Source organism: Acidobacteriota bacterium, from assembly GCA_016196035.1.
Classification (GTDB): domain Bacteria; phylum Acidobacteriota; class Blastocatellia; order RBC074; family RBC074; genus JACPYM01.
This window is the reverse complement of sequence record JACPYM010000021.1, coordinates 16,367-41,094: the sequence shown is the minus strand read 5'-3', so window position 1 is coordinate 41,094 and position 24,728 is coordinate 16,367. Positions and strand designations below refer to the sequence as shown.

The 24,728-nt window shown below is 56.7% G+C and carries 21 protein-coding genes; 14 read left to right on the top strand and 7 right to left on the bottom strand.

Going from position 1 to position 24,728, the window contains the following annotated elements:
- Positions 1 to 14 precede the first annotated feature (14 nt).
- The 4 genes from HY011_06950 to HY011_06935 all read right to left on the bottom strand — a co-directional run bounded on the left by HY011_06950 (position 15) and on the right by HY011_06935 (position 5,816).
- Positions 15 to 701, bottom strand: a complete 687-nt coding sequence (locus HY011_06950; protein MBI3422661.1) for a hypothetical protein — start codon at positions 699 to 701, stop codon at positions 15 to 17.
- Between the two features lie 345 nt (positions 702 to 1,046).
- Entirely contained in the window at positions 1,047 to 1,289 is a 243-nt protein-coding gene (locus HY011_06945) for a hypothetical protein (GenBank protein ID MBI3422660.1), read from the bottom strand.
- A gap of 52 nt (positions 1,290 to 1,341) precedes the next feature.
- On the bottom strand, positions 1,342 to 2,013 hold the full coding sequence (locus HY011_06940) for a hypothetical protein (GenBank protein MBI3422659.1): 672 nt from the start codon (positions 2,011 to 2,013) through the stop codon (positions 1,342 to 1,344).
- A 212-nt stretch (positions 2,014 to 2,225) separates the two neighbouring features.
- The gene (locus HY011_06935) at positions 2,226 to 5,816 is read right to left on the bottom strand and encodes a carboxypeptidase regulatory-like domain-containing protein (GenBank protein MBI3422658.1); all 3,591 of its coding nucleotides are present in this window, start codon (positions 5,814 to 5,816) and stop codon (positions 2,226 to 2,228) included.
- Positions 5,817 to 6,255: 439 nt separating this feature from the next.
- Here HY011_06935 and HY011_06930 point away from each other — a divergent pair, with 439 nt between their 5' ends.
- The 14 genes from HY011_06930 to HY011_06865 all read left to right on the top strand — a co-directional run bounded on the left by HY011_06930 (position 6,256) and on the right by HY011_06865 (position 22,329).
- Entirely contained in the window at positions 6,256 to 7,584 is a 1,329-nt protein-coding gene (locus HY011_06930) for a Gfo/Idh/MocA family oxidoreductase (GenBank protein ID MBI3422657.1), read from the top strand.
- Between the two features lie 29 nt (positions 7,585 to 7,613).
- Positions 7,614 to 8,213: a hypothetical protein gene (locus HY011_06925; GenBank protein ID MBI3422656.1), complete on the top strand. Its 600-nt coding sequence runs from the start codon at positions 7,614 to 7,616 to the stop codon at positions 8,211 to 8,213.
- Between the two features lie 63 nt (positions 8,214 to 8,276).
- Positions 8,277 to 9,026, top strand: a complete 750-nt coding sequence (locus tag HY011_06920) for a DUF1080 domain-containing protein (protein ID MBI3422655.1) — start codon at positions 8,277 to 8,279, stop codon at positions 9,024 to 9,026.
- A gap of 127 nt (positions 9,027 to 9,153) precedes the next feature.
- Positions 9,154 to 9,846, top strand: coding sequence for an orotidine 5'-phosphate decarboxylase (locus tag HY011_06915; protein ID MBI3422654.1), 693 nt, complete (start codon positions 9,154 to 9,156; stop codon positions 9,844 to 9,846).
- Between the two features lie 284 nt (positions 9,847 to 10,130).
- On the top strand, positions 10,131 to 11,180 hold the full coding sequence (locus HY011_06910) for a zinc-binding dehydrogenase (GenBank protein ID MBI3422653.1): 1,050 nt from the start codon (positions 10,131 to 10,133) through the stop codon (positions 11,178 to 11,180).
- A gap of 21 nt (positions 11,181 to 11,201) precedes the next feature.
- On the top strand, positions 11,202 to 12,362 hold the full coding sequence (locus HY011_06905) for a metallophosphoesterase (GenBank protein MBI3422652.1): 1,161 nt from the start codon (positions 11,202 to 11,204) through the stop codon (positions 12,360 to 12,362).
- Between the two features lie 6 nt (positions 12,363 to 12,368).
- Entirely contained in the window at positions 12,369 to 13,259 is an 891-nt protein-coding gene (locus HY011_06900) for a sugar phosphate isomerase/epimerase (GenBank protein ID MBI3422651.1), read from the top strand.
- Positions 13,260 to 13,814: 555 nt separating this feature from the next.
- The gene (locus HY011_06895; GenBank protein ID MBI3422650.1) at positions 13,815 to 14,006 is read left to right on the top strand and encodes an IS1 family transposase; all 192 of its coding nucleotides are present in this window, start codon (positions 13,815 to 13,817) and stop codon (positions 14,004 to 14,006) included.
- Between the two features lie 158 nt (positions 14,007 to 14,164).
- Complete coding sequence (locus HY011_06890; protein MBI3422649.1) at positions 14,165 to 14,530, top strand: IS1 family transposase; 366 nt, start codon at positions 14,165 to 14,167, stop codon at positions 14,528 to 14,530.
- Positions 14,531 to 14,977: 447 nt separating this feature from the next.
- Complete coding sequence (locus tag HY011_06885; GenBank protein ID MBI3422648.1) at positions 14,978 to 15,130, top strand: hypothetical protein; 153 nt, start codon at positions 14,978 to 14,980, stop codon at positions 15,128 to 15,130.
- Positions 15,131 to 15,589: 459 nt separating this feature from the next.
- Complete coding sequence (locus HY011_06880) at positions 15,590 to 16,144, top strand: PQQ-binding-like beta-propeller repeat protein (protein MBI3422647.1); 555 nt, start codon at positions 15,590 to 15,592, stop codon at positions 16,142 to 16,144.
- A 395-nt stretch (positions 16,145 to 16,539) separates the two neighbouring features.
- Positions 16,540 to 19,854 (top strand): TonB-dependent receptor, encoded by a 3,315-nt coding sequence (locus HY011_06875; GenBank protein MBI3422646.1) that lies wholly within the window; start codon positions 16,540 to 16,542, stop codon positions 19,852 to 19,854.
- 209 nt (positions 19,855 to 20,063) lie between these two features.
- The gene (locus HY011_06870) at positions 20,064 to 21,326 is read left to right on the top strand and encodes a Gfo/Idh/MocA family oxidoreductase (protein ID MBI3422645.1); all 1,263 of its coding nucleotides are present in this window, start codon (positions 20,064 to 20,066) and stop codon (positions 21,324 to 21,326) included.
- A gap of 82 nt (positions 21,327 to 21,408) precedes the next feature.
- Positions 21,409 to 22,329, top strand: coding sequence for a TIM barrel protein (locus tag HY011_06865; protein ID MBI3422644.1), 921 nt, complete (start codon positions 21,409 to 21,411; stop codon positions 22,327 to 22,329).
- 127 nt (positions 22,330 to 22,456) lie between these two features.
- On the opposite strand, the gene HY011_06860 is transcribed toward HY011_06865, so the two are convergent.
- The 3 genes from HY011_06860 to HY011_06850 form a co-directional block, all read right to left on the bottom strand.
- Positions 22,457 to 22,903, bottom strand: coding sequence for a polymer-forming cytoskeletal protein (locus HY011_06860; GenBank protein ID MBI3422643.1), 447 nt, complete (start codon positions 22,901 to 22,903; stop codon positions 22,457 to 22,459).
- A gap of 99 nt (positions 22,904 to 23,002) precedes the next feature.
- The gene (locus HY011_06855) at positions 23,003 to 23,872 is read right to left on the bottom strand and encodes a ParB/RepB/Spo0J family partition protein (protein MBI3422642.1); all 870 of its coding nucleotides are present in this window, start codon (positions 23,870 to 23,872) and stop codon (positions 23,003 to 23,005) included.
- Positions 23,841 to 24,626, bottom strand: coding sequence for a ParA family protein (locus tag HY011_06850; protein ID MBI3422641.1), 786 nt, complete (start codon positions 24,624 to 24,626; stop codon positions 23,841 to 23,843). The genes HY011_06855 and HY011_06850 overlap by 32 nt, the downstream gene beginning before the upstream one ends.
- Between the last annotated feature and the right edge of the window lie 102 nt (positions 24,627 to 24,728).

The window sequence follows — 24,728 nt, the reverse complement described above, 5'->3', positions numbered from 1 at the left end:
GCGTCATTTCGCGTTCACGGCCAGACGCTGCCGTCCGCATATTCGATCCGTTTGAGGGTGACGGGCGCGGGTTTCTCGCGCAGCAAAGAAGGATCAGTGAACCCGCGTCCACAGACATATTCGAACGGCTTGGTTTCTCCGGCTACAGGTGCAGCCTCACGGGCGCTAATCACCTGGCAGCGCGTCGCGCCCGTTGGCAAGGGTTGCCGGAGAGTCTTTTTCGCGCCGGGTTTGATTTCGGTTTGGCTGATGATTGTGGCTTGCGTCAGCAACTGCCCTTGCTCCATCCGCAAAAAGGCATATTCCCAAGTCAGCGCCTTGATCGGTTTGGCCGCCGTGTTTTTGACGGTGAGATAGGCCCATTCGGCGGCGCTGATGACTTTGAGCGTAGGCGCCGCGCCGGGCGGGACGCCAATCTCGTTGGCGCGTTCCTGCGGCGAACGCGGCGTCGTGCGCTGGGCATTTGCCACCCGTTCGGCGGGTGTGCGCGGCAAGTCACGGGCGTCGGCGGAATTGGCATTGGACGGTTGCAAGAGCAGGTTGTTATACGAAACGAGTTTGAAGCTGAGTATGTCGAGCAGCGGGTCAGGCTGTGCGGCGGGCGTGGCCTGCCCCAGCGCGCCGAGGGCGCCGAGGGCGCCGAGGCAGATTGAAAGCAGGAGGCTGGCGATACCGATTGTCTTGCTGGGAGTGCGGTTCATATCTGCCCATCCTTGTCAAAGCAGAACGTTGAAGCCTTCCTGGGTGAAGTGATGGTCGCGCGTCAGCACTTCGGCGATGCCACGCGCGCGCATAGATCGGTTTGCAATTGCATTTATGGGAGCGCGTTGTGCCGGGACGGTACCGCGCGCGTGAGCAAGCGGCGCGTCAAGTTGACGCTACTGGCTGAACCGCCCAGGCTCCGCTTGCTCACGCGCGCGGTACCACCCCGCTGCGCGGCTTTTCCCATACACTGATGTGAAAACCGATCTAATGTTCATTGAGATGCAATCCGTCAGGCTATCGCCTTTATCCAGTCGCGCCGCATGCAACATCGAAGACCTGCCTCATATCCGCTTCGGCGCTCCGTATCGGTAGTGATCAACATTGGCCGCTCCGTCTTTCGGCACTTCGGCCCAAGCTTCCGGCGGCACGGCCTCGATAATATCTTTGACTTGATCCCAGATCGTAACGCGGCGTGGCGTGGCGGGTGGCTCCAGGCCCTCAATGAATTGCAGCACCTGCCCTTGCTGCTCCGGCGACAGGGTGCGCAGTTTTTCAATCGCGATTTGTTCGGTGGTGGATTCCATCTCGATTTCCTCTTGGCGGCGATTCTACTGTGCCGGTGGGCACGCGCAAAGGTTATTGCCGTTGCCAGACCGTGCCGTCGGCGTATTCGATGCGTTTGAGCGAAATCGGCTGGCGCTGCCAATCGGCAGGAACCGTATAGCGCTGGCCTTGCACGGAAGTGAAGGTGAGGAATTGGATCGACGGCGCGCCAGCGCTGGCGCGCTGCACGAGTGTAAAGCTCTCCGCTTGTCCGAGTTGAAGCGTGTTGCCTGCCGCGTCGGTCAGCGCACTCAGCCGCAGGCGTTTGTTATGCGGCTGTAGCGTCTCTTTCAGGAGCGCCGTCGCGGCCGCCGGTAAATTGACTTTTCTCTTGATCGCCAAACGCCACAGCAACTGACCGTCTTTGAAATTCATGTGCGGCGCTTCCCATTCGATGGTTTTGATGGTTTTGGTTCCGGTGTTTTTGACGCGCAACAGCGCGTATTGCGTCGCAACCTGCCGGCGGCTCACTTCACGCACGCCTTGCACCCGGCCCGGATCAGCGCCGAGTTCGGCGGCATAACCGCCCTGCAATCCAGGCGCGGGGAAGCTTCGGTAACGTTCCGCCAGTTGCCAGGAGTTATGCGTGCCCACATAAGCAAAGACGATCTCAAGGTCGGGCGGCGCGGCTGCGGCGGGCGCGGCTTGCGTGAAAGCGGAACCGGCCAGCACGCAGAGCAACAACAACCCAGTCAAAGTTTTCATGCATCCTCCTCAAACTCAAAGATACAACCATTAATCGACGTGACGCCTTGCGGCGAGAATCAAGCCTGCGTTGGCGGCGATTTTACGCCCAGCAGAGGAAAAGTGTTAACCCCAAAAGACGCTTCAAGCGAAATGAAAAACGGCGGGTCAACTCGCCTGGAGCTAACCCGCCATTGAATTGTCGCAGGCATCAACTGCCCGCGTGAGCCGGACTAGAAGTTCAGTTTGAGGCCCAACTGCACCGTCCGCCGGTCATCCGTCTTGCTGGTGACCAAGCCGAAGTTGCGCGTCACCGGCCCGCTCGCATTCGGCCTAAAGGTACCGTAAAGCGGGTCGGTAAAGCTGGTGACAATCGCGTTGTTGTCATTGATGTTGGTGTTCGGCCCGTTGAAGTTCGCGTGATTGAGGAAGTTGAAAGTCTCAAGCCGGAACTGCAGCTTCAAATTTTCCTTGAAACGGAAGTTCTTGAAGAGCGCCAGGTCATGGCTCTGGGTGATCGGGCCGCGGAAGTTGTTGCGGCCCGAATTGCCTTCCGTACCGGGAGCCGGCAGGGTGAAGCAGGTCGGATCGCTGAAGTACTGCCCGCCCAGCGAAGCGCCCACCACCTTGACCGGACAACGCAGGCTCGCCACCTGGAAGGTGCTTTGGTTGCCCGCGCCGGGTCCGACGCCCAACGCATCCACGGGGATACTAATTGAGCCAGGCCCGCCGCTACGGACGAAGGTGATGCCCGTCACCTGCCAGCCGCCGAGTATGACGTTGGTCACGCCGCCGTGATCAAGCAACTTACGGCCCTTGCCGATGGGCAGTTCGTAGACGAAGTTCGCCACGAAGGCGTGCGGCCGGTCGAAATCCGACACGCCCCGGATGTTTTTGTCGTTGAAAGCATTCGGCAACACATCGCGTTTGTTCGAGGTGTTGTCGAGCGACTTCGAGAAGGTGTAGGCCATATCGAAGCTGAACCCGCGATTGAAACGGCGGCTCACCTGCGTCTGGAAGCTGTGGTAGATCGAGTCGCCGGAATTTTCCGCCAACCGAATCTGCCCGTGTCCCAAGTAGGGGCGCAAGGCATTGGCGAAGGCCACCGTGCCCGTGATCTTGCCCGCCGCGTCACGCGTGAAGTTTTGGCCTGGTTGAAGCGAATTGATGTTGCGTTCACGTTGCAGGAATTGCGAGTGCTTGCCGATGTAGCCCAATTCAACGAGGAACTTGCCCGGCAATTCGCGTTGCACCGTCAGCGACCAGTTGTAGGAAGTCGGCAGCTTGAAGACCTTATCCTGCGCGGTCAGGCTGAAGGGGAACCGCAGTGAATCGGCGAACGAGGTAATCACGCCGCCGGGCGCATCCGCGCTGCCGTTCTCAACGCCGGTCTGAATCTGCAAAGGCGCATTGCCGCCCAGCAGCGACGAATCGTTCAGAAACACGCGGCTATGAAAAACCGCCGCGCCCACGCGAATCGTCGTCTTGTCATTCAACGAATAAGCCAACCCCAGGCGCGGCTCGAAGATATTCTTGTGGGTCTCAGAGATGCCTTCGGGAATGCCACGGAACAGCGAAGCCGAATTGATCAGCGGGTTGTTGAGTACCGCGACGCGGCCTTTGGCGGCGTCAGGGAAGCCGCTGCCGGCCAGCGAGATGCCATTGAAACGCGCGAGGGTATAGTCAGCACCCGTTGCAATCACGACCGCGCCATTCGCCGGATTGATGGAAAGCAAACCGGCTTTATAGAAGCTCGGATCGAATGTCCCGATATTGTTGAAGAGCGAATGCCACGGCGGCCAGTAGTTGTAGCGCACGCCATACTCGACCGTCAGCTTGCGCGACACCTTCCAGTTGTCTTGCACATAGCCCTCATAAGTGGTCGCGCGCCACGGCGTGTAAGCCTTCTGGCCGATCTCGCCATAGGTGCTGAACAGACCCAGCAGCGCATCGCTGACGGCGACCCCTGTCCCGCCGGGCCGATTCGCCACAAAGGCAAACGAACCATTCTGATTGTTGGAAGCGCCCGGCACCGACTGGATATTGACCTGATCGAAGTCGTTCTGCCCCGAACGCTCAATGTTGATGCCAGTCTTGAACGTGTGGCTGCCGCGCACCCAGGTCAGATTGTCCGCCCACGTAAAGATCGGGCCGGAAGATGAAGCCGGGTACGGGCCGCCATCAATGCCGGTGAAGTTGGCGATCGCGATGGTCGGAATCTTGTCGTCGAGTTCCTTGCTGCCCGGAAAAATGTAAGGGAAAGTAATGCCCACAGCCGTGCGGCTCGGTTTCCCGCCCACGCGCAGCTTGACGATGTCCGCTGAAGTGCCGTAGGTGAATTCGTTGATCAAGGTCGGCTTGAGCGTCGAGGTCAGCGTCAACCCCGCGCTACGGTTGGGCCGGTTATTATTGTCCGGCGTGAAGGTGAACGAGCCACGGAACGCGGTACGAATCTTCCAGTCGAAAAGCGTGCCGCGAAACGCCAGGTGATGATTCCCTTTGTAGTAGTCAACGCGCAGCGTCTTGTTGCGCGTATCGGTGGCATCATTGCCCGACGCGATATAGTTCGTGGTTGCGCCGGGAAAACAGCCGATACAATTCGCCGCCGGGTAGGCATTGACGATCGCCTTGCCAATCGGGCTGAGACGGTTCGTGGGGATAAAGCCCGGGCCGCGCGTCGTATCAACAAAGCCGCGCCCCGTCGTCGGGTCTTTGACCGGATCGTCAGCCGTGCCAAACACGCCATCGGCGCCAGCCCCAAGTTCACGCACGTCACCGCTGCGCAGTGCTGCGCTCGGCACGGTGGCCGTTGGCGTCTGGCCAGAGCGGAATCTGACCCATTCGTCGGCCCAGAAGAAGAAGAGTTTTTCCTTGCTGGTGTTGAATTTGCCTGGGATGTAGACCGGGCCGCCAATCGAGTAACCAGGCTGATTGAATCTGGTGATGGGCGGCGTCACAGCCACCGTGTTCACCGCCGTCACCGGCGTCCGGTTGCGGTTCCATGTATTGGCGTCGAGCTTGTTGTTGCGGAAGAACTCAGTAAGCCCGCCGTGGAATTCCTTGGTACCCGACTTGGTCACGAAGATCATCTGGCTGCCGGATGAGCGCCCGAATTCCGGCGCGAAGTTGGAGGTCAGGATTTGCACTTCCTGCAAGGTGTCAACGTCAACGACGCCCGTGGTGGAACCTGCCGAACGGGTGCGCACTTGCTGCACGCCATCCAACAGAATGCTATTCGCATCGCTACGGCTGCCGTTGACGTTGAAGCCGCCGTCGCCCGGCGTAAATTGGAAGGCACCGGGGCTGCCGCCGCCCAGCACGCCCGCTTTGAGCGCGCCCAAGCGGATCGGGTTGCGGCCGTTCAGCCCCAACTCGCTGACTTGGATGCCTTCGATGGTACGCCCCACAGTGGCGGTGGATTCCTGCAATTGTGTGGCGGAGGCTTCGACCGTGACGGTCTCGGCCACGTTGCCGACCTGCATTGTCAGGTCAATCGAGACCTTACCAGCCGCGTCGAGTTTGACGTTTGTTTGCGTGGACTTTTTGAAGCCCGACTGTTCGACTGAAACGTCGTAAATCGCCGCGGCGATATTGGCGACGACGTAATAGCCGTCGGCGTTGGTCGTAGCTCTGCGTTGTTGTTTGGTGCCGACATCGGTCACCATAACGGTGGCTCCGCTGATCGCCGCGCCGGCGCTATCACGCACAAAGCCGGAAATTTGCCCTTGCGAACCGACTTGCGCCAGCGCTTGCAAGGTGCAAAAAGCGACGAGTGCCAGGACGCCGAAACAAAGTCTCAGCAACGTCTTTTTGCTTGTATTCATGGTTTTATTCCTCTGAAAGAGTAGCTAGTGACAATGGACACGGCGCGCGCGCCGCAGCCCGGAGTAGTTACGCTGGCTGCCCCAGTAGACAACGAGCAAAGGCCGTAAGCTGGCCCGTCAAAAGTTTTGACATACCCAGCGTTACAGCGATGAAAAGCTGAATTTTTCAACTGTGATTTTTTCTTCCCAGCATGCCACTCGGAGAAGCACCGCAGGCAGGACGCCCAGGCATTTTATCGGTAAAGCAAGAATGATTTGCCGTGTAATTGAATAAGTAGCTCCGTTGACGCTGCGGATTATCAGGATGGCTTGACCAAGTGTCAAGTTAAGTCTGGCGCTGCTTCGCGGGCCTGCGCTATGATGCGCGCCGATAAATGCATCCGGTGGCATCCCGTGAACAATTCCATCCAATCCCTAAAACCAAAGGCGGGCCTGACGTATGTCGAAGCGTAACTCGCGTCGTGATTTTCTGAAACAAACCGGCCTCGGCGTCGGTTTGTTGAAGGCCGTTCCAGCGATTGCCCAAGCTGCGCCGGTTGTGGCTAGCACTTCCGGTGCGCGTGTGCTGGGCGCGAATGACCGGCTCAACATCGGCTTTGTGGGCTGCGGCGGGCGCATGAACACGCACATTGACGCGCTGGTCAACCGCGCCCAAGAACGCGGCGATGTGCAACCGGTCGCCGTCTGCGACATTTACGAGAAGCGCAAACGGCTGGCGCGTGAACGCACGGGCGTGGATGAAAAGAACGTCCAGCATGACTTCCGCGAATTGTGCGCCCGCAAAGACATTGACGTCATCGTCATCGCTTCGCCCGACCATTGGCACCACGGCCACGCGCTGGCGGCGCTCAAGGCAGGCAAGGATGTCTATCTGGAAAAGCCGTTCACCTATACGATTGAAGAGGCCCGCGAAATCGCCGAATTCGTCAAAGCCAACAAGCGCGTCTTGCAGGTTGGCAGCCAATACACTTCGTTCGACCACTTCCACCAGGCGCGCAAAGCGATTGAGCAAGGCCTGATCGGCAAAGTCGTCTGGGCGACCGCTGGCTATGGCCGCAACGCGAACAAAGAAGGCGGCGAGTGGAATTACGCGATTGACGCCGACGCCAGCGCCGCGAACATTGATTGGAAAGCGTTTCTTGGGAATGCGCCGAAACGGGCCTTTGACGCCGAGCGGTATTTCCGCTGGCGCAAGTATTGGGACTATTCAGGTGGCATCGCGACCGATTTGTTCTATCACGCCCTCGCGCCGCTGGTGATGATCACGGGCCAGGAATTCCCCGCCAAGGTCGTAGCCTCTGGCGGCATCTACGTGCAAAAAGACCGCGAGGTGCCCGATACGTTTTTGATGAACGTGGATTATTCCAGCTTCACCGTAAATCTCTCGTGTTCGGTCGCGGCTGGCGCGCCGCCGCTGGTTGCCGTCAACGGCACCGAAGGCCGCATCATCCTCGCGCAAAGCGGCGAGAACTTCAGTCACAGCGCGATTGAAGTCCTGCCCGACAACGAATACCGCAAGGAATTCAAAGCCAAGACCGGCGTTGATAAATTGTCGCTTGAATGCAAACCCAACCTGCGCGGCACGCACCCGCACATGGACAACTTCCTGGACGCCGTGCGCAGTCGCCAGCAACCAAACTTGAATGCCGAACTGGGCTACAAAGTGATGGCCGCGATTCGGATGGGCGTGGATGCTTATCGGCAGCAGACGACGCTGCAATGGGATGGGCGGCGGGAACGCGCCACGGCGCGCGTGGCAAAGGCATAAATCAACCTACCTGGAAAGGAGCGGTAGCCATGCTGACAAGAGCAATTTGCACAACGCTACGATTGATTTGTTTTTCTCTCTGCTTCACGCTGCTAGTGCGCGCCCAACAAGTGCCAGAGCGCGTTCTTAACACTGAACGCTTGGCCCCCGGCGCTATCGAAGTGCTTGCCGTCTCCAACCTGCAGGTTGAAGGTCAGCCCGTAACATTCGGGAACCGGTTTGAGGCGAGTGACGATTGGGCAAAAGGCCTGCGGTTTGAGGTCAAGAACGTCTCGGACAAAGTCATCACTTATTTTGAGCTTGGCTTACAGGCTGTTGCGCCGGATGGCCGACATCCGAGCCTGCGAATGTTTTCCTATGGCACGCGCCCTGAGACGCCAACCGTCGGACCAGCCAGGCGCATGCTGCCAGGCGAGGTTGTGCAGGTTGATTACAGCGAAAAATTCTATCGGGCATTTCAACGTATGCAGGCAGATTTCAACTTGGCGAAAGTAGGTGAGCTGACGCTCGTAATTAACTTCATAACTTTCGAGGATGACACGGCGTGGCGGCACGGATTCCTGATGCGCCGTGATCCATCTGACCCGCTGAGGTGGATCGTCATCGGCAGAGAGCACCTGGTTCGTTAGCTGGCTGAGGCGTTCAAGTAGTAACATCATCGAAAACAACTCTAAGGTAACCGGTAACCCATCATGAAAAAGATTCTCTTGCTAAGCACTATCTATGCGCTGTCCGCTTTGGCGGTGTTTGCGCAAACCAAAAACGCAGCAGACTCTGCCAATCAACTCACCGCAGCCGAAAAGAAAGCCGGCTGGCGCTTGCTCTTCGACGGCAAAACATTCACCGGCTGGCGCGGCTTTCATAAACAGAATGTGCCCGAAGGCTGGATCATTGAGGACAATTGCATCAGCCGCATTCAGGCGCACGGCGAACTCGGCCAAGCGGGTGGCGATCTGATCACTGCTGACCAGTTCGAGAATTTTGAATTCACCCTGGAATGGAAGATCAGCAAAGGCGGCAACAGCGGCATCAAGTATCTCGTTTCGGAAACGCTGCCACCCACAGGCCGCTCAGCGGTTAGTTTCGAGATGCAGGTACTCGACGACGACAACCATCCTGACGCCAAGGCCGGCATCAACGGCAATCGCAAAGCCAGCGCGCTGTACGACATCATGCCGCCCAACGACAAAAAGAAACTCAAACCCGTCGGCGAGTTCAATCAGATTCGTCTCGTCGTCAAAGGCAATCACATCGAACACTGGCTCAACGGCCAAAAGGTGCTCGAATACGAACGCGGCAGCGCAGCGCTCAAAGCCCTGATCGCCCAAAGCAAATTCAAAGACCAACCGCTCTTTGGCACCTTCGCCAAAGGCCATCTTTTGTTGCAGGAACATGGCGACAAGGTGTGGTATCGCAATATCAAAATCCGCGAAATCAAGTAGTCAGTCGTCGGTAGTCAGTAGTCAGTAGTCAGTAGATGTCGCAACTGAATAGGTTGCTCTTGATTGGCTTTCGGCTACCGCCCCTACTGACTACCGACGACTGACTACCGGCTACCGACTACCAACAATGAAACCAATCGTTCAAATCTCTCTTGATCTTACTGACATCAACGAAGCACTCGAAACTGCCCGCATCGCGCTCGAAGCAGGCGTGGATTGGCTCGAAGCCGGTACGCCGCTCATTCTGGCCGAAGGGCTGCACGGCGTGCGCGCCTTGCGCCAAGAGTTTCCCGACACGCCCATCGTCGCCGACTTGAAAACCATGGACGGCGGCTATCTCGAAGCCGAGATGATGGCGAAAGCGGGCGCAACGCACGTCGTCGTGATGGCGCGCGCGCACGCCGAGACGATCAAATGCGTTGTCAAAGCGGGCCGCGATTTCGGCGTCAAAGTCATGGGCGACAACATGGTCTGCGACGACAAAGCCGCCGCATCGAAATGGATGGAAGACCTCGGCGTGGATTACATCGTGCATCACACGGGCTTCGACGAACGCAATGGCATTTACGCCGACACGGGCCACATGCTCAGTCCGCTCGACGACCTCAAAGCCGTCGTTGCAGCCGTCAGCATTCCCGTCCAAGCTGTCGGTGGCCTTTCCATCGAACAGGCCATCAGCATGCCGAAACACGGCGCGCCGCTGGTGGTGATTGGCGCGCCGCTGGCGATTGATGCGTACTCGTTCAGCACTGCCTCCCATACCGGAGGCAACGATCTCAAATCCATTCTTTCAGAAATTACACGGAGGATTCGGGAATAATAAATTTCGCCCACGAAGCCACACGAAGTGGCACTAGAGCGGTTTTCACTTCGTTGTACGGGAAACCCGCGCAACGGGATAGTACCGCGCGCGTAAGCAAGCGGAGCTTTGGCAGTTTAGCCAATGATGCCAGCTTGACGCACCGCTTGCTCACGCGCGCGATACTGTCCCGGCGTCAACTGACTCCCGTAAACGCAATTGCAAACCGCTCTAAGTAAAAGATTCCTCTTCTTCGTGTCTTTCTTCGTGTGACTTCGTGGGCGGAAAATTCCCGCTTTGCATTTATGACTCAAACAATGACTGCGGTCGTCCAATACGACCTCAAACCTGGTTCCGTCGAAGTCCGCGAAGTGCCGGTGCCGGAAATCAATGATGACGAAGTGCTGCTCAAAGTCGGCGGCGTCAGCGTCTGTGGCAGCGACGTACATCAATACCACGGTTCGCAAAGCTGGCCGGTCAATACGCCGGTGATCCTGGGTCACGAGTTCGGCGGCATTGTCGCGGCCAAAGGCAGCCGCGTGAAACTGTTCAAAGAAGGTGACCGCGTCGTGTCGGAAACGGCTTCGTATATTTGCGGCCAATGCATGATGTGCCGCACGGGCGCTTACAACCTGTGCCCGCAACGCAAAGGGTTTGGCTACGGCATCAACGGCGCAATGGCGGGGTACGTGCGCGTGTCGGAACGCTGCCTGCATCACATCCCGGACAGCCTGCCATTTGAAAAGGCCGCGCTGACCGAGCCGTGCTGCGTCGGTTACAACTGCGTCGTAGAGAAAAGCAAAGTCAAACCGGGTGACACCGTCGTCGTCTTCGGCCCCGGCCCAATTGGTTTGCTGTGCGCTGAAATGGCACGCCTCGCAGGCGCAGGCAATCTGATCGTCGCAGGGCTGGCCAGCGACGCTTCGCGTTTGGAAGCCGCGAAAGAGTTGGGCGCGACGCACACGGTCAATCTGCAAGAAACCGATTTGAAAGACTTGGTGATGAGCCTCGGCGACGGCCTCGGCGCACACTTGGTCGTAGACGCGGCGGGCGCTTCAGCAGCCTTGAAAACGGCGCTCGACATCGTGCGCCCGGCAGGCCAAATCACCAAAGTCGGTTGGGGGCCGCAACCACTCGGTTTCTCGCTTGATCCGCTGGTGCAAAAGGCGGTGCGTTTGCAGGGCAGCTTTAGCCACACGTTTGAGAATTGGGAAATGGTGGTTTCGATGCTGGCGTCGGGGCAGATCAACCTCAAACCAATCATCAGCCGCGTGGCTTTTTTGGAAGACTGGAAAGATTGTTTCGACGGGATGCACGGCGGCAAGTATGTGAAAGCCGTGTTGCAGCCGAAGTAAGCAAGGTGACGAACAAACGCAATGAGCAAACTAAAACACACAACTTTCTTCTCGTTCTTTCTCTGTTGCTGGTTGGGGTTCGCAAACACAGCTTTTGGGCAAACGCCCGCCGCACCACCGGATGAACCAGTCCGCGCCATCAAAGCGCCGCGCAATCCGCTGCCCGGCGAAGCCGCATCCGCTGGCGTCTCAAAGTTTTCGTTCATCGTTTACGGCGACACGCGCGGGCGGCGCGATGGCTTTGAGCAACAATACGAACACTCGCTGGTCGTCAACGCCATGCTTGCTTCGATCAAGAAGCTGGAGAAAAGCGACTATCCCGTGCGCTTCGTGTTGCAAAGCGGTGATGGCGTGGCGAACGGTGCCATCGGGCGGCAGTGGAATGTCAGTTACATTGACCTCATCAATAAGCTGACGCAGGAGGGCGGCGTGCCCTATTTCCTCGCGCCCGGCAATCACGATGTCACGAGCGCCGAGACGCACGAGGCCGAACGGCGGCAACCAGGCTTGAAAAACTATTACGCCGCCAACGCCGAGTTGCTACCGCCGGATGGTTCGCCGCGCCGGTTGAGCGGCTATCCGGTCTTTTCGTTCGGCTACGGCAACACCTTCGTCATCGCGCTCGATTCCAACATCATGGGCGACGAAAAGCAGTTCGTCTGGTTCAAAGGACAGCTCGAAGGCTTGGATCGGAATCGCTATAAAAACATCATCGTGTACGCGCATCATCCGACTTTTTCCTCTGGGCCGCACGGCGGGGCCAAGACGGAAAAGCCCTCGTTTATCCTCCGCGAGCGTTACACGCCGTTGTTTCGTCAGCATCACGTCAAAGTCTTTTTCGCCGGGCACGATCATATGTTTGAACATTGGGTCGAACACTATCAGGACGCGACAGGCAAACATCGGCTTGATCATATTATTTCGGGCGGTGGCGGCGCGCCGCTTTACACTTACGCGGGCGACCCCGACGTGCAGCCTTACCTCAAACAGTTCGCCGCTGAGAAAGTCACGCTCGACCGCCTTGCCAAACCACCTTATGAACCGGGCGGCGGGGCTTATCATTTCGTGCTGGTGCAAGTGGACGGCGAACATCTGAGCATGGAAGTCATCGGCGTAGACTGGGGCCGCGACTTTGCGCCGTATCGCAGCAACAAAGCAAATTTATCAAATCAGGAGAAATAAGTTTTCATGGCCAAGCTAAGCGCCTTTCCCAAAGGGTTCATGGACGATCTCTGCGTCCACAAAACAATGACGCTGTTTGACTGGATTGATCTTGCTGCCACGCTCGACGTGGACGGCATCGAGATGTACCCCGGTTTCTTTGCAAACTTCGAGCCGGATTATGTGGCCAAGGTGAAGCAGCACGCCGACGCCAAGGGCTTGGAAATCCCGATGATGTGCTGCTCGCCCGATTTCACCCAGCACGACGCAGCGGCCCGCGCGGCGGAACTCGAAAAAGAACGCTTCTGGATTGACCTGACCGCCCAACTCGGCGGCAAGTACTGCCGCGTGCTCACAGGCCAACGCCGCGAAGACGTTTCGCGCGCGGACGGCATTCGCTATTCGGTCGAAGGCATCAGCGCCTCGCTTCCTTACGCCGCCGCCCGCGGCATCATTCTCAACATCGAGAACCATTACAAAGACGGCTATTGGAAGTACCCCGAATTCGCCCAGCACCTCGACGTCTTCCTCGACATCATCAATCACCCGGCGCTCAAAGATTCGCCCTGGTTCGGCGTCAACTTCGACCCGTCCAATTCGATCATCTGCGGCGAAGACCCACTCGATGTGCTCGAAGCCGTCAAACACCGCGTCATCACCATGCACGCCTCAGATCGTTACCTGCTCAGCGGCACGATTGAAGACCTGAAATCGCAAGACGGCTCGCTGGGTTACGCCAAGAACTTAAAGCACGGCGTCATCGGCAAAGGCCTCAACGATTACGACAAGATTTTCTCGACGCTCAGGGCAGAAGGCTTCGACGGCTGGATTTCGATTGAGGACGGCGAGAATGGGATAGAGGACTTGCAAGAATCGGTGGCGTTCTTGCGTGGGAAGATGGCCGAGCATTTTGGTTAGGCACGCGTGAAAACAGTGCGCTGTCATTTCGGCGTAATGTTCCGATGTAACATCTTGCGGCCCGAAAATTCACTTGAACAATTCCCGCTTCACTGAACCGAAGAAGAGGTTTTGGCAACTGGTTTGCCCAACGAACGCTCGGTTTTTGCCGGGCGCTCAATCCAAAACATTTACAAATAAATATCGCCCCGACATGGCAACGCCTCTTTCAGTCAAAGACGTATCAGTTGCATTTGAGCGTGCTGGTGAGCAAGTGATCTTTGGAAACTTGGAGCGTGCATCGTCTTCCCTTTGCATCCCTGGAACAAGCTCTTTATAGTGACGCTCCGATCAACTTATGCACGGTTCGGCCTTTATCGGCTAGAGTGCTGGATGTGCATCAGTTATCTGCAACCTTAGCGAGTTTGCCAATGACACTCGCACACAATAAGAAATGGTAACCTTCTTATCCTGAATAACAAAAGACAGTTCGTGCTAAGCATGAAAATCACACCTAACCACATTTCTATCGCAAAGCGGTAGTGTTATCTAGTGGTTGATGTGACAAGGTGGCATATGATCACTGAAACGCGTACTTGTCATGAATGTCATAGCCCCAACATTGTCCGCAACGGTAAAAACCGTGTGGGGAACCAACGCTACAAGTGCAAGGACTGTGGGGTCACCAGCGTCCTCGACAATCGGCTGCCCACCCGGCAGCTTGATCCGGCAGTGCCGGAGCGCACGTATCTGGAACGCAACTCCTGACGAGCAACCGGGCGGATTTTCGGGATTAGTCACGTCACTGTGTTCCAGCATCTGAAAAAAAAGCGCGCGCCGCCGTAAACTTCAAAACCACCATTGCCCCAGCACAGGCGGAGGACGCGCTGGAAGCCGCTGAACTCTTCACCTTTGTGCAGGTGAAGGTGCAGCAAGTGCGCATCTGGATTGTGCAGTCCCGGCGCACTCGTCAGATTCTCGCGTTTTTTAGCGGCGCTGGTTCAATGGATTCCTGCAAACGGCTGTGGCGCAAATTGCCTTATGAGTATTTACGCTGTCGCAGTTTTAGCGACTGCTGGCGGGCCTACAACTGTCTGCCGGCAGTCACCCCTCAACTGGTCGGCAAAGAGACCGGCGAGACCGCGCACCTTGAACGGCTCAACAACGCACTCCGGCAGCGCAGCAGCCGACTCGTGCGCAAGGCGCTCTCGTTTTCAAAGAAAGAATATATGCTCAACCTGCACTTCAAACTGTTTGCCGTGCATTACAATCTTAAATGTATCAACCACTAGGTAACACTACCGCGAAGGCTTCTGGTCCTTGCGCCGTTCCTGGTTACGCCCGCATCGTGGTATCTCGCAAGAATTGCTGCCGCTCTATCTCGGTTTCTTTAGAGTTAGTTCACAACGCCCGCAAACGAGGGAAGGCTCTGCTTGGATCATTGCTCGCGTTGTTACTGACCTAGTACTCCATCAAGCTGTAAGTGATGGATGCTGAGAGCGCATCCGGGATGTAGGGCGGGATTAAATCCCGCCCTACATCCCTCATTTTCAGCTTGATGGAGTACTAGCTCCTAGATTCAGCTATTGAGCCATGATTTTTATGGCGCGAATCGGCACGGCGACAACCTGTTTGCCAATTTGCTGCTGTGTCTTGATGCGGCAACCGGCCAACGTAAATGGCATTTCTAAACGATTCGACACGATTTGTGGGACAGGGATTTACCGACGGCCCCTGCGTTGGTCACGCTCATACACAATGGCCGCAAGGTGGACGCCGTGGCCCAACTGACGAAGTCCGGGCACATCTTTGTGTTTGAACGCGAGACCGGCAAACCCGTCTTCCCGATTGAATATCGCAAAGTCCCCACCAAGGGCGTGGACGGCGAGTAACCGGCGGACACACAGCCTGTCCCCCAACTGCCACCGCCGATTGCTCGCCAAATCGTGACCGAAGCCATGCTGACCAAGCGCACGCCCGCCGCGCACGCCGCTGTGTTGCAACAGTTTCGTGAACTCACCAGCAGCGGCCAATTCGAGCCGCCCAATTTGCAAGGCGTCATCGTCTTTCCAGGCTTCGACGGCGGGCCAGGCTGGGGCGGCGCAGCCTTTGACCCTGAATCAAGCTTGCTCTTCGTCAATGCCAGCGAAGTGCCTTGCATCTTGAAACTGGTGGAGCGTCCGCAAGCCCGCGCGCAAGCCAGCAGCCGCAACTTGTATGAACGCAACTGCGCCAGTTGCCACGGCAAAGACTTGCAGGGTACGCCGCCGGAGTTTCCCGCACTGATCAACGTCAGCAAGAAATACAACGACGCCGAATTGCAGACAGTCATCCGCAATGGCTTCGGACGCATGCCGGGTTTTACGGCCTCGCTCAATCGTGAGGCTTTGCAAGCCCTCACCAAATTCCTGCTCACCGGCGAAGACAGCAACCTCACCGTCGAGCAAAAGAGCGCCTCACCTATCGAACAAAAATATGCGACAAACGGCCATCCGCGCTTTCTCGATCCCGATGGCTATCCGGCGGTCGAGCCGCCCTGGGGCACGCTCAGCGCGGTGGATTTGAACCAGGGCAAAATCGCCTGGCAGATTCCCTTGGGCGAACATCCCGAATTGGTCGCGCAAGGGTTGCGTGACACAGGCAGTTGGAATTACGGCGGCCTGATTGTCACGGCGGGCGGTTTGGTCTTTATCGGCGCGACGAATTATGACCGCAAGTTCCGCGCCTTCGATAAAGCCACCGGCAAGTTGCTGTGGGAAAGCTTGCTGCCCTTTGCGGGCAACGCGACGCCTGCAACCTATCAGGTGGGCGGACGACAATTCGTCGTCATCGCTGCGGGCGGCGGTAAACGCGGCGCGCCGTCGGGCGGGACGTATGTGGCGTTTGCGCTGCCGCCAGCAAAGTGAAAACCTCTGGTAGCCGCCTCGCGCGCTCAACGTCGTGGGAAAGCTGGAACATGCTCAAAGCGGATCAATCGCCAAATTTGCGCCAAACCACCGGCCAGCGCGTGCTGCCTCAAGCTCCTTACACTTTGGGCATTCGGAAAATAGCTTGCGTCCGGCGTTCACCCGCCGTTGACTTCTGGTCTTACCATTCTGATAATCGCCCCGCTGGCGGAACATCATCATCAACTTACCATCACCTCTTTCGTCAGCGTGCTGGGATTCCTACCTGAATTAGCCGTAACGGGCATTTTCGAATGTTGAAAATAGCCTCGCGCTTCGCACACCGGTGTGAAAGGCCCGGCACATTCAGCATTGCTTCCATTCAACGTCAGGAACCTTATCAGGAGACTTCGATTATGCAGTTCAAACTAAGCTCTCGTCACCCTCGTGTACGCTGGCAGCAACGCTTCACACACACGGGCACGCTGCTCGCGGCCTTGCTATTGACGATGTTGCTGACCTCCGCCGGTCAGGCCCAAGCGGTCAAAGGCGCCTTGCTCGGCACCATCACGGATGCCAACGGCGCAGCGGCAGCAGGCGCCGCCGTCACCGCCACCGAAGTGCGCACCAACATCGCCGTCACCACCGCCACCAATCAAGATGGCAACTATGTCTTCTCAAACATCAAGGACGGCATCTATCGCGTGGAAGCGACCCTGAAAGGCTTCAAGAAGGTCGTGCGCGATAACATCACGGTTGACGTCAACACGACGGTGCGCGTTGATCTGGCGATGCAGGTGGGCGAAGTCAGTGAGACCGTAACCGTCGAAGCCAGCGCCGCCGCGATCCTGCAAACCGACCGCGCCGACACCGGGCGCTTGCTCGAAAGCAAACAGATCGGTGAATTGCCGCTCGGCTTCAACCGCAACTTCCAGGGTTTGCTCGTCACCGTGCCCGGCGCGACACGCCCGACGCGGCCCCATTCGCAATTCTTCAACTCGCAGGACAGCCTGGAATCGAAGGTCAACGGCCAATCGCGCCTCTCTAACAACTTCCAAATCGAAGGCGTGGATGACAACGAAAAGACGGGCTTGCTGCAAGTCTTGATCCCGGCGGCGGACGCCATCGAAACGGTCAGCGTGGCGACCTCGAACTTCGACGCTGAGTTCGGGCGCGCGGGCGGCGCGGTCTCGTCTGTTACAATCAAATCAGGCACGAACAGCCTGCACGGCAGCGCCTTCATGTTCGGTAACAACAACAATGGCTGGCTGCAGGCGGGCGATTTCTTCACGCACACCACCGCGCCGACGCATTACCGGCAGGCAGGCGCGACCATCGGCGGCCCGATCAAGAAGAACAAGCTTTTCTATTTTGGCGATTACCAGTACACCACCGACGCGCTGGGCACTGTGCAACAACACAAAGTTCCTTACGCCGAGTGGTACAACGGCGACTTCAGCAAGACGGTGGACGCGAGCGGTAAGCAGTTTGTTATTTATGATCCGCTGACGACGCGCACCGACGCGGCTGGCAATGTCACCCGCGATCCTTTCCCAAACAACATCATCCCGGACAACCGGATTAGCCCCATCGCCAAAAGGCTGCTGGCCTTCCTGGCGCGTCCCAATGCCGGCCCGGCGCCCGGTGCGTCAAATTACTTTTTGGCGCAGGTGCCCAACCTCATTTTCAACGAGGTACGTATCAAGACCACGCATGCCTTCGACACCAAGATCAATTACAACATCAATGACAAGAACGTGCTGTCGTACCGCTTTAGCTACCAGCGCCCGCAGGTTTTCGATCCCGGCACCTATGGGCTTTATGGCGGCCCGACCAACGGCGGCTTTGCCGGCACTGGCACGCAGAACACGATTAGCACGGCGGCCAACTACACGCATACCTTCAGCCCGACCTTGATCCTGGAAGGGCGCTTCGGCATCAGTTGGTATCACAACGTGGCGGTCTCGCAGGCCACCGGACTGAAAACTTCCAAAGACGTCGGCATCCCGAACGTCAACACGGATTCTTTTTCGGACGGGCTGACTTCGATCAACATCAGCAATTTTGACGGCCCGGTGCTCGGCTTTTCGGGCAGCTTGCCCTGGGATCGCGGCGAGAAGACTTATCTCGGCTCCGCTATTCTGACCAAGCTCTGGGGCAATCACTCGTTCAAGTTCGGCGAAGAGATTCGCCACAACCGCGACCTGTTGCTGCAGATTCAGGACAACGGCGGCGTGCGCGGTCACTTCGATTTCAACGGATTTCGCACGGCGACCACCGCCGATACGCGATCACAAACCGCGCCCGCCAACGCCTTCGCCGCGTTCCTGCTCGACCTGCCCAACAGCGTCGGACGCGACATCAAGGTGATTGACCAACCCGGCACGCAGCACTACGCCGCCTTCAGCTTCGCGCAAGACACTTGGCAATTGACGAAGAAGCTGACGCTGATTCTGGGATTGCGTCACGAGTACTATCAACCGCTGGTCGGCATCGTGAACAAAGGCGGGCTGTCGAATTACGTGCCGAGCGAGAACGCGCTGCACGTGGCCGGCTACGGCAACGTCCCGCAGAACATTGACGTCAAGGGCGCGCCGTGGAAAAACTTTGTGGCACGTGTGGGCGCGGCCTATCGCTTGAGCGACAAGACCGTGATACGCGCCGGGTACGGTGCCAGCGTGGTGCCTTTCCCGGACAACAGCTACGCCTTCAATTTCCCGGTCAAACAAAACAATCAATTCAATGCGCCCAACTCCTACGCGCCGGCAGGCTCAATGGCGGCGGGCTTCCCCGCACCGATCTTCTTCGATATTCCGTCGAATGGGATCATTGACGGCGGCAACTTCAAAACCACCGGACTGTATTACGCCCCGCCTGACCTCCACGAAGGTAAACTCCATTCCTACAACATCGCGTTCCAGCGGCAACTGTGGTGGGGCTTCACAGGGGAGGCGGCTTACGTGGGCAACGTCGGGCGCGACGTCGTGTTCGTGCTCGACCTGAACGCCGCCAACCAGTTGGGGCTGGCGACTGCGGCCAACGACAACCCAGCGCGTCCGTACTTCAACTCCTTCGGGCGCACGGCTTCGATCACCACCAGAGTGCGGGAAACCACGAGCTACAACTCGCTACAGATCAAAGTGGACAAGCGCTTCTCGAAAGGACTGCTGTTTACGAACAACTACACGCTCGGGCGGTCTTTGGATTACGCCGGTGGCGACCAGGGCACCATCAGCACACCCGCCAACATTGCGTTGAGTTATGGCCGCTCCGACTTTGACCGGACGCACTCTTTCGCGTCGAGCTTCGTCTGGCAAATTCCCTTCGCCAGCAAAACGCACGGCTTCGTCAAATGGGTGCTTGATGGCTGGCAAGTGACGGGTATTCTTGATATCCGCTCCGGGACGCCGCTTGATTTCACCACGACCGGGACGGCCTTGCATGCGCCCGGCAACACGCAGCGTGCGAACGCCACCGGCACGCCTAAGGTTAACGAAGTTGGAATCCGCACGGGGCAACTCTACTTTGACACCTCGGTCTTCTCGACACCGCTGGCGAGTGTCGCCAGCAAGAACGACCCAAATCTTTTGTACGCGCCTTTCGGCAATGTAACGCGCAACAGTTTGATCAACGGGCCGGGCTACTGGAACTTCGACAGTTCGCTTTTCAAGAAGTTCAAATTCACCGAGCGGATCGGCGGCGAGTTGCGGGCGGACATCTGGACAGCTTGAACCACCCGAATCCGAGCAATCCGGGCACCAGCGTGAGCACACCAGGCACCTTCGGGCTGATCACTGGCGTCTCCAGTTCGGCGCGGCTGGTGCGCTTCGGCGCGCGAGTCACCTTCTAAATAGTGACGACTGAGTCAGCAGTCCGGCGATTGGAGGTCACACACTTTCACTGCCGGACTGCTGACACGCTTTCTTTCTGGGAGACAACTATGAGCAAACAACCAATCGAACGCAGAGATTTCATCAAGCAGGCTGCGGCAACAGCGACTGTGGCGACGTTCACCGCATCGTCGTATGCCCGTGTGCCCGGCGCGAACGACCGCGTCCGCCTCGGCATCATTGGCCCCGGCGCACGCGGCCAGGAATTGATGGAGCAATTCGTCAAAGTCCCGAATGCCGAATTTGTCGCGACCGCCGATGTTTACAAAGCCCGGCACGAACAGGCGAAAAAGATCGCCCCTTCGATCACACAAAATTTCGGCGATCATCGCAAGCTTCTTGAGTCAAAAGACGTGGATGCCGTGATCGTCGCGACCCCGTTGCATTGTCATGCACGCCACTTCATGGACACGCTCGCCGCCGGCAAAGACCTGTATTGCGAAAAAACCATGACCTGGTCTATCGAAGAGGCCGAAGCCTGTCTGGCCGCCGCCAAGGGTGTCGCGGGCAAGCGCGTGATCGGCGTCGGGCAGCAACACAACAGCGCGGGCTATTTTGTGGACTCGCGCAACTGGGTCAAAGAAGGCAAGCTGGGCAAGGTGGCGCACGTCGAATCCTGGATGAGCCGCAACACGCCCGCCGGCAAGGGCCAATGGGTGCGCCCGATCCCGGCGGATTGCAACGCTCAAAATGTGGATTGGAAGGCATTCCTGAATGGACGCGAGAACCGCCCCTTTGACGCGCACAAATTTATCAATTGGCGCCTGTACTGGGAATTTAGTGGCGGCAATGTGACCGAGAACATGGTGCATCAAATCGGTTACATCATCGGCGTGCTGGATTTGGGCGTCCCGACCGCAGCGTATATGTCCGGCGGTGTCTTCTCTGAAAAAGACGGTCGCGAAGTGCCTGACACGATTGCCGTGACGCTGGATTATCCGAACGACTTGGTCGTGACCTGGCAATCCACGTTTAGCAATAGCCGCTATGGCCTGGGTGTGCGCATCCTGGGTTCGCACGGCACCATTGAATGGCTGGCGGGCACGACTGATATGGTCTCGGGCAAATCGGCCAGTGGTTGGAACTATGCGCCTGAAAAGATGAACAATGCCGAGGGCGCTTTTATCAAAGGTGAAGCGAAAGGCGATAACCACTACGCTAATTTTGTCGAATGCGTGCGCTCGCGCAAAGAGCCCAATTCATCTGCCGAGTTGGGCTACAAATCGGCTATCGCCGCGCATATGTCTAATCTGTCGTACAGACGCAAACAGCGCCTGACACTGGACGCCGCCCGGCAAGTCGCCAGCAATTAAACGCCCGCTGCTTTAACATCAAAGAGCGCATACTTCCTCATTGCTGGGACTGTGCGCTCTTCATTTCTAGGGAGCCTTTACGATGCGTTTTTCACGCCGGCAGTTTATGTGCGGGGTTGGCGCTGCGGCGTTAACGGGTCATAGCACTTTTGCCAAACCTCAACAAGCTGAATTCAGCATTGGCTACGATACTGCCGCCTGGCAATCACAGACTGAACAGGCTGTCACCGAAATTTCCGCACTCGGCTATCGTGGAATCCAAATTCGCCAAGCCAGCTATACCAAATATGCCAATCGCCCCGGCGAATTCAAAGCTTTGCTTGCCGCCAGAAAACTCAGCTTGGTCGCACTCGCCGCAAGCAACATCACCCTCAACCCGACAACGATGAAACAGGAAATTGCCGACGCTTTGCTAATGGCAAAATGGTTGAAGGAGGTTGGCGGGATTTACCTTCAGGTTGCGGATGGCGCGCGTCCTCCGGCTTCACTGCCAGCGCCGGATGACTATCGCAAGCTGGGCAAACACTTGACCGAAATTGGCAAACGCACATTGGGCGAAGGTGGGATCAAGCTTGCGTACCGCAATCAAATACAAAGCCTGGGTCAACGGCGCGATGAAGTAGATCGGATTTTGGACGCCACTGATCCGAAGTATGTCTGGTTGCTCGTGGACAGCGCGCATTTGTCTGCCTCTGGCGGTGAAGAGGTGCGCTTTGTGCGCGATTATCTGAACCGTCTGGCTTTTCCGCATTTCACCGATGTACGCATCTCCCAATCGGCCACAACCACATTGGACGGCTCGCGCGTCCCTGCGAAATATGATTTCGTCGAACTCGGCCAAGGCAAAGTCAACTTGCCGTCAGTATTTCAAATCTTGAAAGATTATCACTATGCAGGCTGGGTTATCGTCGCACTCGACCGCACACCGCAGGGCCGCACAGCACAAGAAAGCGCGGCCATCAGCAAACGGTTCATCGAAGAAAAGCTCAAATACAATTTTTAGCCATTTGGCCATTGCGACTTTTCTACTTACCACAAGAACTATTTACCATAAAGCCCTTTGCTAAAACAATGGGCGTGCGTTACCAGTCAGCAACACACGCCCTTGCCGCTTACATTCATCAAACGCCCTAGACCGCATCCGCCGTTTTGGCAGCTTTCAAATCGGTCGGCAGGGATTTTTGTTCGGCCTTCAAATTGGCCTTTTGATCTTTGCTATCCAGCATATGGCACTTCCCATCAAAGACGGCCCCATTCTCAATAATCAGCGAGGGGGTGTAAATATCCCCATAAACCCGCCCTGTCGGATGAATTTTGACGCTCGTTTTTGCGGTCACAGTGCCTTCGATAGTGCCACTCACCTCGACCACGCCGGCTTTTACCGTCGCTTTTACCCGACCCCGCTCCATGACCAGGAGGTTGCCATTATCCGAAATGATGTTGCCACTGATCACTGCATCCACACGCATGATCTCAGTGAATTTGATCTCACCGGTAATCTCCGTTCCCTCGCCTAAAAAGCTGCGCAAATCTGTTGGGCCTTCAACACTGCTGGTTTTATTGCCAAATTTCATCATCAAGCTCTCCTTTGAATAAAATAGCGCTGAAATTTCATGTTGGATTGGGACAATGAGTTGATTCAGGTGTTGAACACCAATGCGGACGTAGGTAGGGGGTCAATGAGTGGCTTTCTGCATGATGATTGAGTAAATGCGGTCCAACTCGCTCATCGAACTGAATTCAATTTCAATCTTGCCGCGGTTTTGCCCGCTGTTGATGCGTACCTGTGTGCCCAAAAACCGCTTCATCTTCAATTCAGCAGCACGAATGTTAGCATCATTCTTAGCAGGTGTCGAGGCAGCCTTCGCGGCGCTGGCGCCCGTCATTTGCTTGACCGCGTTTTCCACTGCCCGCACTGACAACTTGCCATTTACGATCTCGTCGGCCAGTTTAATTTGCTGTGCTTCCGTTTCCAACCCCAGCAACGCCCGCGCATGCCCCATTGCTAAGACCTCATCCTCCAGCATCTTTTGAATTGCGGGCGGCAGTTTCAGCAAACGCAAAAAATTGGCGACGGACGACCGGTCTTTGCCTACCTGCTTGGCTACTTCGTCTTGCGTCAGCGCCAATGTTTGAAGCAAGCGCTGATATGCCTGCGCCTCTTCAATAGGATTCAATTCCTGCCGCTGTATGTTCTCAATTAGCGCCAATTCCAGCAGCTTGGCATCTGGAATTGTGCGGATAACAGCTTTGATCTTCCCCAGCCCTGCTCGCTGTGAGGCGCGCCAACGCCTTTCGCCCGCAACAACCTGATAGCGTCCATGCGCAACTCGCCGCAACAAGATGGGTTGTACCAAACCATTTGCTTTGATGGATTGCGCCAACTCTTCCAACTTGGCCTCGCTAAAATTGAGCCGTGGCTGTTCGGGGTTGGCATCAATCAAATCAATCTCAACTTCTAGTAACTCCTCATCTTTTGGGAACGCCTCGGCAACCGGATCGGCCAATAAGGCGCTAAGCCCTCTGCCGAGTGCCTTTCTTGTCATTTTCCATCACCTCTTTCGACAGGTTTAAGTAGCTCTCTGCCCCGCGCGATTTTATGTCGTATAAAATAATCGGTTTGCCATGACTCGGCGCTTCGGCCAACCGCACGTTGCGCGGAATAACAGTTTCGAAGACTTGTGCGCCTAAAAAATCCCGCAAATCTGAAACCACCTGATTCGACAGATTGGTGCGCTCGTCATACATCGTCAACAAGAAGCCTTCGACGGACAAGCTGGAATTCAAGCCACGCCGAATGCGTACTAGCGTATCCCACAGGTCTGTGACTCCCTCCAAGGCAAAGTACTCACATTGAATGGGGACAATGATTGAATCCGCAGCGGCTAAAGCATTCAAATTCAAGATTCCCAAACTGGGGGGACAGTCCAGTAAAATGTAGCGGAAATTTTCACGCAGTGGCTCCAGAATTTTCTTTAAATAAAACTCCCGTTCTTCAGTATCAATCAATTCGATCTCAGCGCCAGCCAGGTTGCGATCTGCCGGGGCAATTTTCAGATATTCCAACTCCGTCCCTAGCAATATGTTAGCGAGCGGCTCCTGCATAACCAAAGAATGGTAAAGGCCGCGGCGGAAAGAGCCTTTTTTCACCCCCACTCCGCTGGTGGCATTGGCCTGCGGATCCATATCTACCAACAACGTCGGTATTTCCGCAGCAGCCAGTGAGGCGGCCAGGTTGATGGCGGTTGTGGTTTTCCCAACTCCCCCCTTTTGATTAGAGATCGCGATAATTTTGCCCATGCTTGTCTGTTTATTTGTCAAGTTGGCTTCCAGCGGCACCTTAACACAGGAACGGGAAGTCTGAAAAGAATTCACGCCTACTGTTTCACGTGGAACCAACAG